This window comes from Streptomyces sp. NTD107 (assembly GCF_059510435.1).
On the sequence record NZ_JCAJZV010000007.1, the window covers coordinates 153,261 to 169,806 of the forward strand.

The 16,546-nt window shown below is 71.6% G+C and carries 10 protein-coding genes and 1 tRNA gene; 6 read left to right on the top strand and 5 right to left on the bottom strand.

Going from position 1 to position 16,546, the window contains the following annotated elements; genetic code table 11:
* Positions 1–12 precede the first annotated feature (12 nt).
* Positions 13–1,536, top strand: coding sequence for a DUF7059 domain-containing protein (locus AC5WRL_RS16410; RefSeq protein WP_496089273.1), 1,524 nt, complete (start codon positions 13–15; stop codon positions 1,534–1,536).
* A 72-nt stretch (positions 1,537–1,608) separates the two neighbouring features.
* Here AC5WRL_RS16410 and AC5WRL_RS16415 read toward each other — a convergent pair whose 3' ends face one another.
* From AC5WRL_RS16415 to AC5WRL_RS16425, 3 genes are all read right to left on the bottom strand, one after another.
* Positions 1,609–1,866: a TM2 domain-containing protein gene (locus AC5WRL_RS16415; RefSeq protein WP_496089274.1), complete on the bottom strand. Its 258-nt coding sequence runs from the start codon at positions 1,864–1,866 to the stop codon at positions 1,609–1,611.
* Between the two features lie 122 nt (positions 1,867–1,988).
* Positions 1,989–2,408, bottom strand: coding sequence for a DUF2752 domain-containing protein (locus AC5WRL_RS16420; RefSeq protein ID WP_496089275.1), 420 nt, complete (start codon positions 2,406–2,408; stop codon positions 1,989–1,991).
* A 22-nt stretch (positions 2,409–2,430) separates the two neighbouring features.
* Positions 2,431–2,901, bottom strand: a complete 471-nt coding sequence (locus AC5WRL_RS16425) for a TM2 domain-containing protein (RefSeq protein WP_496089276.1) — start codon at positions 2,899–2,901, stop codon at positions 2,431–2,433.
* 279 nt (positions 2,902–3,180) lie between these two features.
* On the opposite strand from AC5WRL_RS16425, the gene topA reads away from it, so the two are divergent.
* Together topA and tmk are read left to right on the top strand one after the other, a co-directional pair.
* Positions 3,181–6,099 carry a type I DNA topoisomerase gene (gene topA / locus AC5WRL_RS16430; protein ID WP_496089277.1) on the top strand — a complete coding sequence of 973 codons (2,919 nt, stop codon included), beginning with the start codon at positions 3,181–3,183 and terminating at the stop codon, positions 6,097–6,099.
* A gap of 138 nt (positions 6,100–6,237) precedes the next feature.
* Complete coding sequence (tmk, locus tag AC5WRL_RS16435; RefSeq protein ID WP_496089278.1) at positions 6,238–9,165, top strand: dTMP kinase; 2,928 nt, start codon at positions 6,238–6,240, stop codon at positions 9,163–9,165.
* 73 nt (positions 9,166–9,238) lie between these two features.
* Here tmk and AC5WRL_RS16440 read toward each other — a convergent pair whose 3' ends face one another.
* Positions 9,239–10,246 carry a hypothetical protein gene (locus AC5WRL_RS16440; protein WP_496089279.1) on the bottom strand — a complete coding sequence of 336 codons (1,008 nt, stop codon included), beginning with the start codon at positions 10,244–10,246 and terminating at the stop codon, positions 9,239–9,241.
* 177 nt (positions 10,247–10,423) lie between these two features.
* Here AC5WRL_RS16440 and AC5WRL_RS16445 point away from each other — a divergent pair, with 177 nt between their 5' ends.
* From AC5WRL_RS16445 to AC5WRL_RS16455, 3 genes are all read left to right on the top strand, one after another.
* On the top strand, positions 10,424–11,626 hold the full coding sequence (locus tag AC5WRL_RS16445) for a DNA polymerase III subunit delta' (RefSeq protein ID WP_496089280.1): 1,203 nt from the start codon (positions 10,424–10,426) through the stop codon (positions 11,624–11,626).
* Positions 11,627–11,705: 79 nt separating this feature from the next.
* The gene (locus tag AC5WRL_RS16450) at positions 11,706–13,298 is read left to right on the top strand and encodes an alpha/beta hydrolase (protein WP_496089281.1); all 1,593 of its coding nucleotides are present in this window, start codon (positions 11,706–11,708) and stop codon (positions 13,296–13,298) included.
* 224 nt (positions 13,299–13,522) lie between these two features.
* A tRNA-Thr gene (locus AC5WRL_RS16455) sits at positions 13,523–13,596 on the top strand.
* Between the two features lie 813 nt (positions 13,597–14,409).
* Here AC5WRL_RS16455 and AC5WRL_RS16460 read toward each other — a convergent pair.
* Positions 14,410–16,356, bottom strand: coding sequence for a tyrosine-type recombinase/integrase (locus tag AC5WRL_RS16460; protein WP_496089282.1), 1,947 nt, complete (start codon positions 16,354–16,356; stop codon positions 14,410–14,412).
* Positions 16,357–16,546 lie beyond the last annotated feature (190 nt).

Consider the following 16,546-nt stretch of genomic DNA (forward strand, 5'->3'; position numbering starts at 1 on the left):
CACAATGGCAGGGTGAGCACTGCTGATCTCCCCCTCCCCACCGCCGCCGGTACCGCCCGCCTCCGGGCGGCGCTGGCGGCGTCCGCCTTCACCGCCGATGGCCTGCTGGAGCTGCTGGGCGCCCCCGCGTACGCCGCACTCGCCCGGGGCGAGACCGTCCCGGCGGCCCGCGCGACGCACGGTGACGACGGCGCTCCGGCGGTCCTCGTAGGGCTGTTCCTGCTCCAGCGGCCGGTGCCGTACGAGCTGGCCCGTACCGTTCTGCCCGCCGATGAACTCCTCGGCGACGGCTGGCTGCGGCGCGACGGCGCGACGGCTGTCCGGGCCACCGTGGACGTACGCCCGTACCCCGGCCCCGAGGGCCAGGACTGGTGGGTGGTCTCCGACCCGGGGCTCGGGGTCGGCGGCGCGGGCGGCGCCGGCGGCAAGGACCGCGATGTGGTGCTGGGGGTCGGCGGGGCCTCCATGACGCTGGCTCAGCTCACCGTCCGGCAGCCGGTGGGCCGGGCGCTGGACCTGGGCACCGGCTCCGGCATCCAGGCGCTGCACGCCGCGCAGCACGCGGAGCACGTGGTGGCCACCGATGTGAACCCGCGCGCGCTGCGGATGGCGGCGCTGACCCTGGCGCTCTCCGGGGCGGCGGAGCCCGAGCTGCGGCAGGGCTCGCTGTTCGAGCCGGTGGCGGCCGGGCCCGGTTTCGATCTGATCGTGGCCAATCCGCCGTTCGTCATCTCCCCGACGCGCGCGGACGGCGACGCGCTCACCTACCGGGACGGCGGGATGGGCGGCGACGACCTGTGCCGCACCCTGGTGGAGCAGTCCGCCGAACGGCTGAACGACGGCGGCTGGTGCCAGCTGCTCGCCAACTGGCAGCACGTCGACGGCGAGGACTGGCGCGAGCGGCTCGCCTCCTGGGTGCCGGCCGGCTGTGACGCGTGGATCGTGCAGCGGGAGCGGCAGGACATCACGGAGTACAGCGAACTGTGGTTGCGCGACGCGGGGGCGCACCGGGGCGATCCGGGGGCGTACGAGCGGCGGTACGCGCAGTGGCTGGCCGAGTTCGAGCGCCGGCGCACCCGTGGGGTGGGCTTCGGCTGGATCACGCTGCGCAAGAGCGGCACGGACCGGCCGGCCATCACGGTGGAGGAGTGGCCGCACGCGGTCGAGCAGCCGCTGGGGGAGACGGTACGCCGGCACTTCGCGCTCGCTGACTTCCTGCGGGAGCACGACGATCAGGCGCTGCTGGCGGCGCGCTACGAGCTGGCCGATGGGGTGGTGCAGGAGCAGGTGGGCGCGCCGGGGGCGGAGGATCCGGAGCATGTGGTGTTGCGGCAGCGGCACGGGATGATGCGGGCGCACGCCGTGGACACGGTGGGCGCGGCGCTGGCGGGCAGCTGCGACGGGACGCTGCCGGCCGGGGTGATCGTGGACGCCATCGCGCAGTTGCTGGAGGCGGATCCGGTACGGGTGCGGGCCGGCGCGCCGGCGGTGCTGCGGACGCTGGTGGGGGACGGGTTCCTGCTGCCCGTCGGATGAGTGTGGTGGTTGAGCGGCAAAAGGGCCGACCCCGGGACATCCCGGGCCGGCCCTCCACCTGGTGCCGTCGCGTTACTTCTTCAGGACCAGGCCGTCGGAGTCGGTGCGGTCGTCCTTGATCAGGAAGAGGATGCCGTCGATCAGGGCCCAGACGCCCAGGCCACCGCAGGTGAGCAGCTGGGCGACGGCCATGCCGTAGTGGCCGGTGTACCAGCGGCCGGCGCCGACACCGCCGAGCAGGATCTGGAGGACGCCGGCGACGACCTTGGACTTGGGGGACTCGGGGGCTCCGGCGGGGGAACCGGGAGCGGGGGCCGGGGGGTAGGTCATGAGCGGTATTCCGTTCCGATGGATGCGATCAACTCACAAGCTGATTGGCTTGTTGGTGCTCAGACATCCCGGGACCCCTTGTGGTTGCATCCGATCTTCCACCGATATGGAAGTGAGATCCGTTACCCCGTGATGTTCCGGAAAACGACCCATGCCACGGCGATCCCCAGGATCGTGAACATCCCCGCCCGGCCGCCGAGCCGCGGGCGGTAGCGCCGGCCGCGCAGCCCCTCGTACAGCCAGCGGCCCCCCACCCATGCCGCCAGCGGGACGCCGAGAAGCAGCAGCACCGCGTTGTCGCGCAGTGCCCCGGCCACGTCGCCGTGCAGCAGGTCGTATGCCATCCGGGTGCCGCCGCAGGCCGGGCACAGCAGGCCGGTGGCCCAGTTGAACGGGCAGCGGGGCAGCAGGCCGCCGCCCTCGTGGGGGTCGGTGCCCCACAGATAGACCGATCCGGCCAGGCCGGCGGCGAGTGTGGCCAGCGGCGGCACGGCGGGGTGGAGCCGGTGCAGCCGCCGTTCTCCCCGCGTGATGATGCTCACCTCTGTCGCCGCCGGCTCTGCGTCAGCTCTTGAGGACGCGGCCGTCGGAGTCGGTGCGGTCGTCCTTCACCAGGAAGAGGATGCCGTCGATCAGTGACCATATGCCCATGCCGCCGCAGGTGAGGAGCTGGGCGACCGCGAGGCCGTAGTGGCCGGTGTACCAGCGGCCCGCGCCGACGCCGCCGATGACCAGCTGGAGGATGCCCGCCACGATCTTCGACTTGGAGGAGTACGGGCGGCCGTACTGGTCGTAGCCGAAGGGCGCGTTGGGGTCGACCGCGTAGGCGGCGCCCTGCTGGGGATAGCCGGGCGGCGGGTACTGACCGTAACCGCCACCGCCCGGCATCGGGCCGGTCGGCTGCTGCGGGTAGCCGTACCCGGGCTGGCCCGGCTGGCCGCCGGGCGGGGGCGTCCCCGGCTGGCCGGGCTGCTGCGCGTACGGGTTCTGGTTCGGGTCCGGCGGCGGCTGCTGGTACGGGTTCTGGTCGGTCATGAGTCCCCCTTGCGGATGGATGAGCGGATGTGCGGCCGGTCAGGGACAGACCGGATCCACGGCCGACATCCTGCCAGGGGTAGGGGGCGGCGGGAACGCGGGCTGTCGGGTTACGGTTCGAGTGGCGTCGCGGGGTATTCCCGTTTGACACGGAGCCGGGAGGTAGCGTCACACTCCGCACGGGGCGCGGCGAGCCCGTACCCACCCCGTACGTATCGCACGCACCGCGTACACCACGCCGAGAGCTACCGGAGAAACCGGAGAGAAGAGAGCGAGAAGTTGTCCCCGACCAGCGAGACCACGAACGGCGGACGCCGGCTTGTCATTGTCGAGTCGCCCGCCAAGGCCAAGACGATCAAGGGCTACCTCGGCCCGGGCTATGTGGTCGAGGCGAGCGTCGGACACATCCGCGATCTGCCCAACGGCGCCGCCGAGGTGCCCGCCAAGTACAAGGGAGAGCCCTGGGCCCGGCTCGGCGTGAACGTCGACGCCAACTTCCAGCCGCTGTACGTGGTCAACAGCGACAAGAAGGACCAGGTCAGAAAGCTGAAGGAGCTGCTGGCCGAATCGGACGAGCTCTATCTCGCCACCGATGAGGACCGCGAGGGCGAGGCGATCGCCTGGCATCTGCGCGAGGTCCTCAAGCCCAAGGTGCCGGTGCGCCGGATGGTCTTCCACGAGATCACCCGGGACGCCATCCGGGCGGCCGTGAACAACCCGCGCGAGCTGAACCAGCTGCTGGTCGACGCCCAGGAGACCCGGCGCATCCTCGACCGGCTGTACGGGTACGAGGTCTCGCCGGTGCTGTGGAAGAAGGTCATGCCGCGGCTGTCGGCGGGCCGGGTGCAGTCGGTGGCCACCCGGCTGGTCGTGGAGCGGGAGCGGGAGCGGATCGCGTTCCACCCGGCCGCGTACTGGGATCTGGTGGGGACGTTCGGTTCGGGCGCGGGCTCCGAGGGCGAGCCGGACACCTTCGGCGCCCGGCTGGTGTCGGTGGACGGGCGGCGGATCGCGCAGGGCCGGGACTTCGGTTCCGACGGGCGGCTGAAGAGCCCCGGGCAGGTGCGGCAGCTGGACGAGCCGGCGGCGCGGGCGCTGGCGGCCGGGCTGGCGGGGGCGGCGTTCACCGTACGGTCGGTGGAGTCCAAGCCGTACCGGCGCTCCCCGTACGCGCCCTTCCGTACCACCACCCTCCAGCAGGAGGCGTCGCGCAAGCTGGGGATGGGCGCGAAGGCCACCATGCAGGTGGCGCAGCGGCTGTACGAGAACGGCTTCATCACCTATATGCGCACCGACTCCACCACGCTGTCGGAGACGGCGGTGGCGGCGGCCCGGGCGCAGGTCACGCAGCTGTACGGGCGGGACTATCTGCCGGAGAAGCCGCGTACGTACGCCAGCAAGGTGAAGAACGCGCAGGAGGCGCACGAGGCGATCCGGCCCTCGGGGGACCGGTTCCGGACGCCGGCCGAGACCGGGCTGACCGGGGAGCAGTTCCGGCTGTACGAGCTGATCTGGAAGCGGACCGTCGCCTCGCAGATGAAGGACGCGGTCGGGCAGTCGGTGGCGGTGCGGGTCGCCGGGACGAGCGCGGACGGGCAGGACTGCGAGTTCGGCGCCACCGGCAAGATCATCACGTTCCACGGCTTCATGAAGGCGTATGTGGAGGGGGCGGACGACCCCAACGCCGAGCTGGACGACCGCGAGCGGCGGCTGCCGCAGGTCGCCGAGGGCGATCCGCTGGCGGCGCGTGAGCTGGCGGCGGACGGGCACTCCACCAAGCCGCCCGCCCGGTACACCGAGGCGTCGCTGGTCAAGGAGCTGGAGGAGCGCGAGATCGGGCGGCCGTCCACGTACGCCTCGATCATCGGCACCATCCTCGACCGGCGCTATGTCTTCAAGAAGGGGACGGCGCTGGTGCCGTCCTTCCTCTCCTTCGCCGTGGTCAATCTGCTGGAGCAGCACTTCGGGCGGCTGGTGGACTACGACTTCACCGCCAAGATGGAGGACGACCTCGACCGGATCGCCACCGGCGACGCGGAGGCGGTGCCGTGGCTGCGGCGCTTCTACTTCGGTGAGGGCGAGGGGATCGGCGGCGCTGCGGAGGCCGGCAACGGTGACGGTGATCATCTGGGCGGGCTGAAGGAACTGGTCACCGACCTGGGCGCGATCGACGCCCGGGAGATCTCGTCGTTCCCGGTGGGCGAGGGCATCGTGCTGCGGGTGGGCCGGTACGGGCCGTACGTGGAGGCGCCGCCGGAGGAGGGCGCGGCGGAGGGCGAGCCGGGCAAGCGGGCGGATGTCCCCGACGAACTGCCGCCGGACGAACTCACGGTGGAACTGGCGAAGGAGCTGCTGGCCAAGCCGAGCGGTGACTTCGAGCTGGGCACCGATCCGGTGACGGGGCGGCCGATCGTGGGGCGGGACGGGCGGTACGGCCCGTACGTCACCGAGGTGCTGCCGGAGGACACCCCGAAGACCGGGAAGAACGCGGTGAAGCCGCGTACCGCCTCGCTGTTCAAGACGATGAGCCTGGACGCGATCACGCTGGAGGACGCGCTCCGGCTGCTGTCGCTGCCGCGGGTGGTGGGTGCCGACCCGGAGTCCGGGGACGACATCACCGCGCAGAACGGCCGGTACGGGCCGTATCTGAAGAAGGGGACGGACTCGCGCTCGCTGGAGAGCGAGGAGCAGCTGTTCACGATCACGCTGGAGCAGGCGCTGGCGATCTACGCCCAGCCGAAGAAGCGGGGGCGGGCCGCGGCCAAGCCGCCGCTGAAGGAGCTGGGGCCCGATCCGGTGACGCAGGCGCCGGTGGTGGTGAAGGACGGGCGGTTCGGTCCGTACGTCACGGACGGCGAGACGAACGCGACGCTGCGGCGGGACGACGATCCCGAAACCATCACCCCTGAACGTGGGTTCGAGCTGCTGGCGGAGAAGCGGGCGAAGGGGCCGGCGAAGAAGACCGCGAAGAAGGCGCCCGCGAAGAAGGCCGCGGCGAAGAAGACGACGGCGAAGAAAGCCGCAGCCAAGAAGACGACTACGAAGACGACCACGAAGACGACCACGAAGAAGGCCGCGGCGAAGAAGACGACCGCCGCGAAGAAGACCACCGCCAAGAAAACCTCCGCGGCGAAAAAGGCCACGTCAAAGGCCGAAAACGGCCCCTCGGCGGAATCGGGCGCGGACGGCGCGGCATAACGCGGGCCGCCCGGCCGGTGTGTGCGGAGGGAAAGCCGCACGGCCGGGCGCCCTCATCGGAACGCTGCCGCGCTCGTTACCCGGGCAAATGTTCGGGTAGCTGACGCTTGTGTCGGTGACGGCGGTTACGCTGGCCGAATGACGCGAGCAGAGCAACACCCGGTTGTTGACCCCACCTGCGGCGCCACCGATGAGGCACTCGCCGCGGACTCCCGGGAGCGCGCCCGGCGGGCGTTGCTGCGGGTGCCCGAGCTGCGGCGGCTGTGGGAGGCGCAGTTCACCGGCGGCATCGGCGATGTCCTCGCCGTGCTGGTGATCACCCTGCTGTCCGTGCAGGCGGCCTTCCACGTCACCGCCGGCGGCGAGATGCTGTTCGGCGGCGGCTACCGGGGCGTGGCGCTCGCCGTCACCCTCGCACTGACCGTACGGCTGGCCGCCGCGCTGCTCGGCGGCGTGCTGCTCCAGGGGCCCATCGCCACACTGCTCGCGCCGGCCGGCAAGCTGGACCGCCGCTGGACCATGATCGGGGCGGACGGGCTGCGCGCCGCGCTGCTGATCGTCGCCCCGCTGTGGATCCTGTGGGTGCCGGACAGCGCGTACATCTATCTGCTGGTGACCCTGGGTCTCACCGGGCTCGCCGAACGGGTGTGGACCGTCGCCAAGGACGGGGTGGCGCCCGCGCTGCTGCCGCCCCCGCCCCCCGAGGGCGCCGCCGTCCGGCCGCTGCCCGACCACGGGGAGGCGCTGCGCCGGCTGTGGCTGCGCACCGCGTTCCTGTCGGTGCCGGCCGCGGCGGCGGTGCTGGTGGCCGTCACCCTGGTGAGCAATCTGCTGGCCACCGGGATCGACTGGTTCGGCGCCCACCAGGCAGCGCTGTCCTCCTATGTGGCGGCCGGGTTCTTCGCCGCCTCGATCTCGGTGCTGTACTTCCTGAAGCTGCCGGCCGGTGACGGGCGGCGCCCGGTGTCCCCGCTGGAGGGGCTGCGCCGGCCGGCCGCCGGCACCACCCCGGACCGGGGGCGTACCGGCGCGATCGCCGTGCTGGTGCTGGGGTGCGCCGCGCTGGCGGCGGCGGTCACGGCGGCGGTCGCGCTGGGGGTGCTGCGGGTCCTGGAGTCCGGCGGCGGCCCGGTGTCGTACGGGCTGCTCCTGCTCGGGCTGACCGGCGGGGTGGCGGCCGGGGTGCGCTGGGCGGCGGCGGTGCTGCCGGGTCTTTCCCGGCGGCGGGTGTTCGCGCTGGCGCTGGCGGTCACCGGGCTCGGGCTGTTCGGGGTCGGGATGATCGCCGACCCGGCGACGATGCTGTTCACGGCGGCGGCCACCGGCGTGGCGGCCGGCATCGCGGCGGCCACCGGGCACGTACTGCTGGACCAGGAGACCGAGGAGTTCCGGCGGCCGAGGCTGACCCAGCACCTGCACGCGGTGGTCCGGGTCTCGGTGGCGCTGGGCGTGGTGCTCGCCCCGCTGGGCGCTGCCCTGATCGGGCCGCACCGCGTGGAGCGCGGCGACTTCGTGATCGACCACGGGGGCGCGGCGTACACCCTGATGATCATCGGTGCGCTGCTGCTGCCGGTGGCGGCGCTGGTGCTGGGCCGCACCGACGACCGGCGCGGGGTGCCGCTGCGGCGCGACCTGGTGGCGGCGGTGCGCGGCGGGGGCGTGGAGCCGGCCCAGGCCACGGCGGACAGCGGGTTCTTCATCGTGGTCGAGGGCGGTGACGGGGCCGGCAAGTCCACGCAGGTGGCGAAGCTGGCCGAGTGGATCCGCGGCAAGGGCCACGAGGTGGTGGTGACCCGGGAGCCGGGCGCCACCCCGGTGGGGCAGCGGCTGCGCACCATCCTGCTGGACGTGTCGACCGGCGGGCTCTCGCACCGGGCCGAGGCGCTGCTGTACGCGGCGGACAAGGCCGAGCACGTGGAGACGCTGGTGCGGCCCGCGCTGGAGCGGGGCGCGGTGGTGATCTCCGACCGGTACATCGACTCGGCGGTGGCGTACCAGGGCGCCGGGCGGGATCTGTCGGCCATCGAGGTGGCGCGGATCTCGCGGTGGGCGACGGACGGGCTGCTGCCGCATCTGACGGTGCTGCTGGATGTGTCGCCGGAGACGGCGCGGGAGCGGTTCACGGAGGCGCCGGACCGGCTTGAGTCGGAGCCGAACGAGTTCCATCAGCGGGTGCGGTCCGGGTTCCTGGCGCTGGCCGCCGCCGATCCGGCGCGCTATCTGGTGGTGGACGCCGGGCAGGACCCGGAGTCGGTCACCACGGCGGCGCGGCACCGGCTGGACCAGATGCTGCCGCTGAGCGAGCAGGAGCTGCGCGAGCAGGAGGAGGCCCGGCGCAAGGCCGAGGAGGAGGCGCGGCGGCGCGCGGAGGAGGAGCGGCTGCGCAAGGAGGAGGAAGAGCGCCGCGAGCGGGAGCGCCAGGAGGAGCTGGCGCGGCTGCGGGCGGAGGAAGAGGAGCGCAAGGCCCGGGAGGCCGAGGAGGCGCGGCTCGCCGAGGAGCGGCGCAAGGCCGAGGAGGCCCGGCGGGTCGCCGAGGAGGCGCGCCGGCTGGCCGAGGAGGAGCGCCGGCGGCGCGAGGCGGAGGAGCGGCTGCGGCGGGCCGAGGAGGAGCGGCGGCGCCGGGAGGCCGAGGAGGAGGCGCGGCTGCGGGCGCAGGCCGAGGAGCGGCGCCGGGAGGTGCAGCGCAAGGCCGAGGAGGCGCTGCTGGCGGCGGAGCGGGCCCGGCTCGCGAAGGCGGACAGCAGTGAGACGGTGCAGATTCCGCAGGTCGGGGGCGACGCGGACGACTCCGGCAACAGCGAGACGATGCAGATCCCGAACTCGTACCCGGGCGCGGCGAACGACGAGACGCGGGCGCTGCCGAAGCCGGAGCCGAGGCCGGGGGACATGAGCGAGACCCGCCAGCTCCCGCAGGTGGACGGGGAGGACGGGCCGCCGAAGCCGGAACAGCGGTCGCGTCCGGCGTGGGCGGAGGAGACTCCGCTGGACGATCTGCCGTCGCTGGCGGACGAGCTGCTGGGCCGGCGCCGGGACGAGGACGAGGACGAGGACCGGAAGGACCGCTGAGGCTGAGGTCGGGCCGGTGAAACGGCGTCCCGGGGAGAGTCCCGGGACGCCGTTTCGGTGTGTGTGGGGGGGATCAGGCGGGGGCCGGCAAGGTGCCGGTCTGGGCGGGGAAGAGCGGGAAGGGCTCGTGGATGGTCACCTCGGCGCCCGGGGCGATCCGGTACGGGCCGTCGCAGACCTCGTCGGGGGCGGGCATGCCGTACGCGGCGGGGGTCCGGGTGACGCAGGCGTAGTACGTACGGTCCTCGGGGACGAACGACACCCCGCAGCGTCCGCTCGCGTCGGTGACGCAGGAGTCGACGAGGGTGCCGCGCTCGTCGACGACGTCGAAGACCACGTCCTTGACGCCGTGCCCGTCTCCGGCGTCCTCGGCGACGGAGATGAGGACACCTTCCCGCACCGTCACCTCTTCTTCCTCCGCTTCTTCCGCTTCTTCCGCTTCATCGGCCGGAAGGAGGGAGGGACAGGTGACGGACCCGATGACGACGTCCCCGTCGGGGAGGGCGAGATGCAGGGCGTTGACGGTGAGTGAGCCGTCCGGGCCGGTGAGCTGTTCGTTCAGCACCACGTGTCCGAGGCCGTTGGGCAGGTGGACGGTGGTGTTGGGCTGCGGGTTGGCGGCGAAGCCGATCCGGGCGGTGCGTTCGATGGTGAGGGCGGCGTCGTTGACGCGGACCCGGGCGGTGGGGGCGGCGTCCGGAGCGGTGGTGCAGCGGGCGCTGACCGCGCCGGTGCTGAGGGCGGCGACGGTGAGGTCGAGTTCGGTACGGCCCACCCCGGCCTCGGCGGCGGCCCCGCCGGTGCGGCGTTCGCCGGCGACGGCGTAGATGCCGGAGACGGTGCCGAGCGAGCCGAAGCGGGCGGCGGACACTTCGGCGCGTACCGGACCGCTGGGGTAGGCGGCGCGGGCCTCGGTGATGTCGATGGTGCCGCCGAGGGTGGCGGTGAGCCCGGTGGCGGCGTAGCCGGTGGTGGCCTGGGTGCTGGTGGCGGCGGGGGCGGCCTGGGCGGCGGGGGAGGTGAGGGCGGTGCTGAGGGCGGTGGCCAGCGCGAGGGCGGGGAGGACTCTCCTGCGGGGCATGGGCGGGTGACTCCAATCATCGTGACGCGATGACCACATAGTGTGATGATCTGTATCAAAAGGTCCACCTGCCCCACCCGTTGTCCCCCGATCGGCGCAGAGCCCCGCCCGGCACCGACTGTCAGTGGAAGGCGGCAGAATGAGGACGGCTAACGAGCCTGGGAAGCGGGTGGCGGAATGACGGTCTGGGACGAGCTGGTGGGCCAGGACCGGGTGGCGGCGCAGCTGACGGCGGCGGCCCGGGACGCCGACGCGTACGTCACGGCGATCGACGCCGGAGCGGAGCCGCGGCTGGCGGGCTCCTCGATGACGCACGCCTGGCTCTTCACCGGCCCCCCCGGCTCCGGGCGGGCCACGGCGGCCCGGGCGTTCGCGGCGGCGCTGCAATGCCTGAGCCCGGACCGCGCGCTGGGCGGAGCACCCGGCTGCGGCTTCTGCGACGGCTGCCACACCTCCCTCGTCGGCACGCACGCGGACGTCGAGGTGGTCCGTACCGATCTGCTCACGATCGGCGTCAAGGAGACCAGGGAGCTGGTCCGCCGTGCGCAGCTGTCGCCGGCCGGGGGCCGCTGGCAGGTGATCGTGCTGGAGGACGCCGACCGGCTGACCGAGGGCGCGGGCAACGTGCTGCTGAAGGCGGTGGAGGAGCCGGCGCCCCGTACCGTATGGCTGCTGTGCGCGCCGTCCACCGAGGACGTGCTGCCCACCATCCGCTCGCGCTGCCGCACGCTCTCGCTGCGCACGCCGCCGGTGGCGGCCGTCGCCGAGGTGCTCATGCGGCGCGACGGCATCGAGCCCGAGGCGGCGCACGCCGCGGCGCGGGCCACCCAGGGGCACATCGACCGGGCGCGGCGGCTGGCCACCGACGAACGGGCCCGCGCGCGGCGGGCGGCGGTGCTGCGGATCCCGGAGCGGGTGACCGACATCGGGGGCGCGCTGCGGGCCGCGCAGGAGCTGGTGGACGCCGCCGCCGAGGACGCCAAGCAGCTCGCGGAGGAGCGGGACGAGAAGGAGACCGAGGAGTTGCGGGCGGCGCTGGGCGCGGCGGAGGGCAAGCGGCTGCCGCGCGGCACGGCGGGTGTGATGAAGGACCTGGAGGACCGCCAGAAACGCCGGGCCACCCGTACCCAGCGCGATGCCCTGGACCTGGCGCTCACCGAGCTGACCGGCTTCTACCGCGATGTGCTGGCCCGGCAGCTGGGCTCCGGCGTCGCGCTGGCGGGCGGGGAGAGCGCGGCGGCGGTGGACCGGGTGGCGGCGGCGAGCGGCCCGGACCGTACGCTGCGCCGGATGGAGGCGATCCTGGAGTGCCGTACGGCGCTGGACCGCAATGTTTCTCCGCTGCTGGCGGTGGAGGCGATGGCGGTGGCCCTGCGATGAGCGGTTACGCTCCAGGGATCACGCGATCAAGGTCACGCCACGGGGGCCCGAAATGACTCGACTCACCCGATATCTTCCAATGCTGACCGTCGGCGCTCTGCTGCTGACGTCGGCCTGCACGACGGAGGGCCGCACGCAGGAGCGCCCGAGTAGCCCCGCTCCGTCGCCGGGTGAGGAGTCGGGCGGCGGCCCCGAGGGCACGGAGGGCGGCGCGGCGATCGACGCCCCGGCGCTCGAACCGCTGCCGCAGGAGATCGGGGCCGACCTCCAGCCGTACTACGAGCAGGAGCTGACCTGGCGCGGCTGCACGGGTGTGCCCGGCTTCCAGTGCGCGGTGCTGACCGTCCCGCTGGACTACAACAGCATCGATCCGGCCGACGACATCCAGCTGACGGTGACCCGCGCGCGGGCGGGCGGCGCCGACCGCATCGGTGCCCTGCTGATGAACCCGGGCGGGCCGGGAGCCTCGGCGGTGGAGTTCGCGCAGGACGCGGCGGCCTACATCTTCCCGGCCGAGGTGCGCGAGCGGTACGACATGGTGGGCCTGGACGCGCGGGGCACGGGCGGCAGCGAGCCGATCGAGTGCCTGACCGGGCCCGAGATGGACGCCTCCACGCTGGTGGACCGCACCCCGGACGACGAGGCGGAGGAGCAGGCGCTGCTGACCGCGCACGAGGAGTTCGCGGCCGGCTGCCAGGCCAACTCCGGGCGCCTGCTGGAACACATCTCCACCATCGAGTCGGCCCGCGACATGGACGTGCTGCGGTCGGTGCTGGGGGACGAGCGGCTGCACTATGTGGGCTTCTCGTACGGCACCAAGCTGGGCGCGGTGTACGCGGGCCTGTTCCCGCAGCGGGTGGGCCACCTGGTGCTGGACGCGGCGGTGGACCCGCGGCTGTCCACCCTGGACCTGGACCGCGAACAGGCGGGCGGCTTCGAGACGGCGTTCCGGTCGTTCGCGGACGACTGCGCCACACGGCGCGGCTGCCCGCTGGGCACGGAAGGCGGCGACGAAGCCTCCGCCGCGCTGCTCGCCTTCTTCGCGGAACTGGACGCGACCCCACTGGACACCGGCCAGGACCGCCCCCTGACCGAATCCCTGGCCACCACCGGTGTGGCGGCGGCGCTGTACGCCGACTTCCTGTGGCCCGACCTGCGGCAGGCCCTGACGGCGGCGATGCGGGACGGCGACGGCTCCGGGCTGCTGGAGCTGGCCGACTCCTACAACGAGCGCGAGCCGGACGGCTCGTACGGCACCACGATGTTCGCCTTCCCGGCGATCAGCTGCCTGGACAGCCCGGCGGCCACCACGACCCCGGAGGAGGTCCGGGCGGTGCTGCCCTCGTACGAGGAGGCGTCCCCGACCTTCGGCCGTGACTTCGCGTGGGCCACGCTGCTGTGCGGCGTGTGGCCGGTGCAGCCCAGCGGCTCCCCGGTCTCGATCGCGGCGGCCGGCGCCGACCCCATCCTGGTGATCGGCACCACCCGCGACCCGGCCACCCCGTACGCCTGGGCCGAGGGCCTGGCCGACCAGCTGGAGTCCGGCATCCTGCTGACCAACGACGGCGACGGCCACGGCGCGTACGGCAGCGGCAACAACTGCGTCGACTCGATCGTCAACACCTATCTGCTGGACAATGAGAGCCCTGAGGAAGGCGCTTCATGCTCATAGCCTGCGCGGGCTTCCGCCCCGCGATCTCGGCCCGCACGGAGGGCGAACCCCTCCCCGCGGGCATCACGGAAGCCCAACTGGACACCCACTTAGGGCAGTGCCCCGACTGCCACCGCTGGGCCAAACGCCTCCGCGCCCTCCGCGCGGCCACCGACGACCTCCTCCACCGCCGCCGCGGTGTGACCCCACCCCCCACACCCATGTAAACTCAACACGCACCACCCGCCGCCTTAGCTCAGTCGGCCAGAGCGACGCACTCGTAATGCGTAGGTCAAGGGTTCGATTCCCTTAGGCGGCTCAGCCGGAAGCCCAGGTCACATGCACTGTGACCTGGGCTTTTCCATGTTCGGACTCCAGATCCCTGTCATCGGCAGGCCACTGAAGCCGCTCGGAGAGCCTGTTCTGGGTCCGTCCTGGGGACGAGAGACTGGGAAAGACCCATGAAGACCTGGGCGTTTCTCGCAAGGCTGTCCCCAGAGTCCGCAGCGACGGGCGGCGGGTTGGACGCACAGGCACGACGGCTGTACGGCGCTGGGCCCGGTTGAAGTGCGTGCGACGCTGGGGGCGCAGTGCTCTCCTTGCACTTGCGAAGGAGACTGACCGTAGCCGTAGGCCGAAGCACATCGCCGGGTGCTCCTCCCATTGTGTGTACAGCGTCGATGAACTGGAGAAGCTGGCCTGTTGAGCGAGATAATGACAGAGGCTGGCTAACTTCACCTGATCACAAAGGAGTTGGGTTGTGAGTCGGATTGGCACGACAGCGGAAGGTGTTGCTGACCTGCTTGAAGCAGGGCTGCGATGTGGTGATATTGCGGAACTGCGATTCGAAGGCGGTGAGAGTGCAGCTCTCGTGATTCCGTCTGAGGGTGGGCAGTCGCGTCGAGTGCTCGTAAGCGAGGACGTGCTGGAGGCGGTGAATCGCGCGCAGTCTCGGTGGGGTGGCGAGCGGGATTCTGTTCTCGGTGAGGGTGCGTTTCGCATGCCGCGGGTATTGCCTGGTACTGACCAGGTGTGGAGTCATTACAAGGTGACGCCGCATAGGTTTGAGTGGGAATGACGCAGGGCCCCGGTCGTGTCCGGGGCCCTGTTCCGTGTTACAGCGGGATGTTGGCTACTCGTTGAGGGTGTCGAGGGCGTCCAGGCGTACGGCCGCGGGCGGCGCGGCGCGCAGGAAGGGGCCTTCGCCGGGTTCGATGGTCCAGCCGGCGGTGGCGAGAGCGGTTGCGCAGCCGTCCCGTAGCTGTCGGGCTTGCTGGCGGTGGTGGTCCCATGCCCGCTTGCGGGCATCAGGGTCGGTCTGGGCGCTGTCGGGTTCGGGAATCGGGAAGGTGATGATGATCTTCGGGTCAGGGTTCCACTCGGTGATCTCCGGGAGGAGCCCCATATCGAAGCCGGTGTTCTTGATGCGGCGTTGCTGGTCGTACTGGGCGGGCGAGTGTCCGTCGGTGACGAGGACCAAGGCCGCCTCCTGGTTGAGCGCGCGATTGAAGGCGTAGGGGTCGCTGACCGTAGTGGCGCCGTCGAAGTTGTGTCCGTCAGTTCGGTTCTTTTTGGTCTTCTTCTTGTCCTTCTTTCCGCCCTTGGCTGGCCCGGAGTGGGGGCGCTGGCGGGGTACGGCGCCGAGGGTGTCTGCGGCGGCTTTCCGGGAGACGGAGGGGAGGACACCGGTGTAGATGTCGGAGGTGATGGAGAGAGTCGCGTGGCCGAGGCGCCGTTGGATGACGACGGGGGCTACGCCGGCGCGCAGGGAGAGGGTGGCTGAGGTGTGGCGGGTGTCGTGGAGACGGATGGGCGGCAGGCCGGCCCGCTTGTAGAGGGTCTCGAAGCGGTCGCTGAAGTAGTTGGGGTTGTAGGTCGTGCCGTCTTCCAGGGTGAACACCCGGCCGGTCAGCACCGTCTCGCCGGTGCTCTGTGCCCAGGTGCGGAGTTCGGCTTCCTGCTCCAGCTTGCGCAGGCGTAGGAGTTCGAGGGTGACAGGGTCCAGGGTGATGGTCCGGATGCGGTCGGACTTGGGGGTGTCCTCGCGGGGCTCGTAGGCGAATGTGACGATCTCTTCGGTGATGTGGATGACGCCTTCGTCGAAGTCGACTTCCGACCAGGACAGCGCACACGCTTCACCGCGGCGTACGCCGTGGATGAGGAGCAGGTGCCACAGGGCGTAGAGGCGGTCGTCCACGACGGAGTCGAGGAATCGTCCGGCCTGCTTCGGTGTCCAGACCATGACCGGACCTGGTTTCTTCCCGGTCGCGTGCCACAACTCGACGCGGGGCTTGGTCCAGACGAGCGGCTTCGGCTTTTTGACCTTGGGAGTGAGGACGAACGCGGCCCAGTTTTCGGTGATGAGGCGTTGGCGGTGGGCGGTGTTCAGGGCTGAGGACAGGGTGATCTTGATGCGTTTCTGTGTGGCGGCGCCGGTGATGCGGCGGGGTCGTGCCAGGGCCTCTTTGAGTTCGGCTTTCGCGGCGTGCCAGTCTGCGCGAAGCCGGGGGTCACGGGGTTTGAGGGCTTCCCGCCACGCCGTGCGAGCAGCCACTTCAGCTTCTCTGGCCTGCTTGGCGAGCGTCTGGTTATGTTCCTTCGCGTCGTTGGCCAGCGCGATCTGGGTGAACATCTCCTGGATGTGTAGCGGTCTGAGCTGGCGGAGCCTCAGGTGACCGAGGTGCGGCGTGAAATACAACCTCACGTAATCCTTGTAGCTCCCGCGTGTGGTGAACTTGACGTCGACGGTGTCGGCCCAGCGCTCCAGGTATTCGGTTACGGTTTCATCGGATGAGAAGTCCATGCCGGCTTCCGCCGCCTGGTAAGCATCCTTCGCCGCCTTGGCAGCCCGCTTTTGGGTGCGGAACCCTCCCTGACGCAACCGCTGGCGTCCTGCGGGACCAGGCGGGCCTTCCAACGCGTAGTACCAGGATCCGTGTGTGCTTTTCTTCAGCTGGGGGCACTTCCTGTCCAGGTAACCGATCTTCTGATTGCCGGCCTGGTCGAGCCTGGCCCGGCCCCGGGCATCGGTGAGGGCACCCTTGCATGCACAGCGTTTGTAGGTCTTGTCCTCGAACACGTCTCGCTCTCCGTCACATGTGGCGGCAGCCCAGCGTCACCGGCCGAGTGCGGTAGCCCTGCGTGCCAGGTGCCGTGCTGCCAGTGGTCTGGCTGCTTGGCCGCGCGTGCTTCTTCCCTGAGTCGGGGTTGCGCGATGTTGATCAGCCTGTGTCGGTGTGTTGGACAGGTGTCGTACGCTCTGGGGAAGT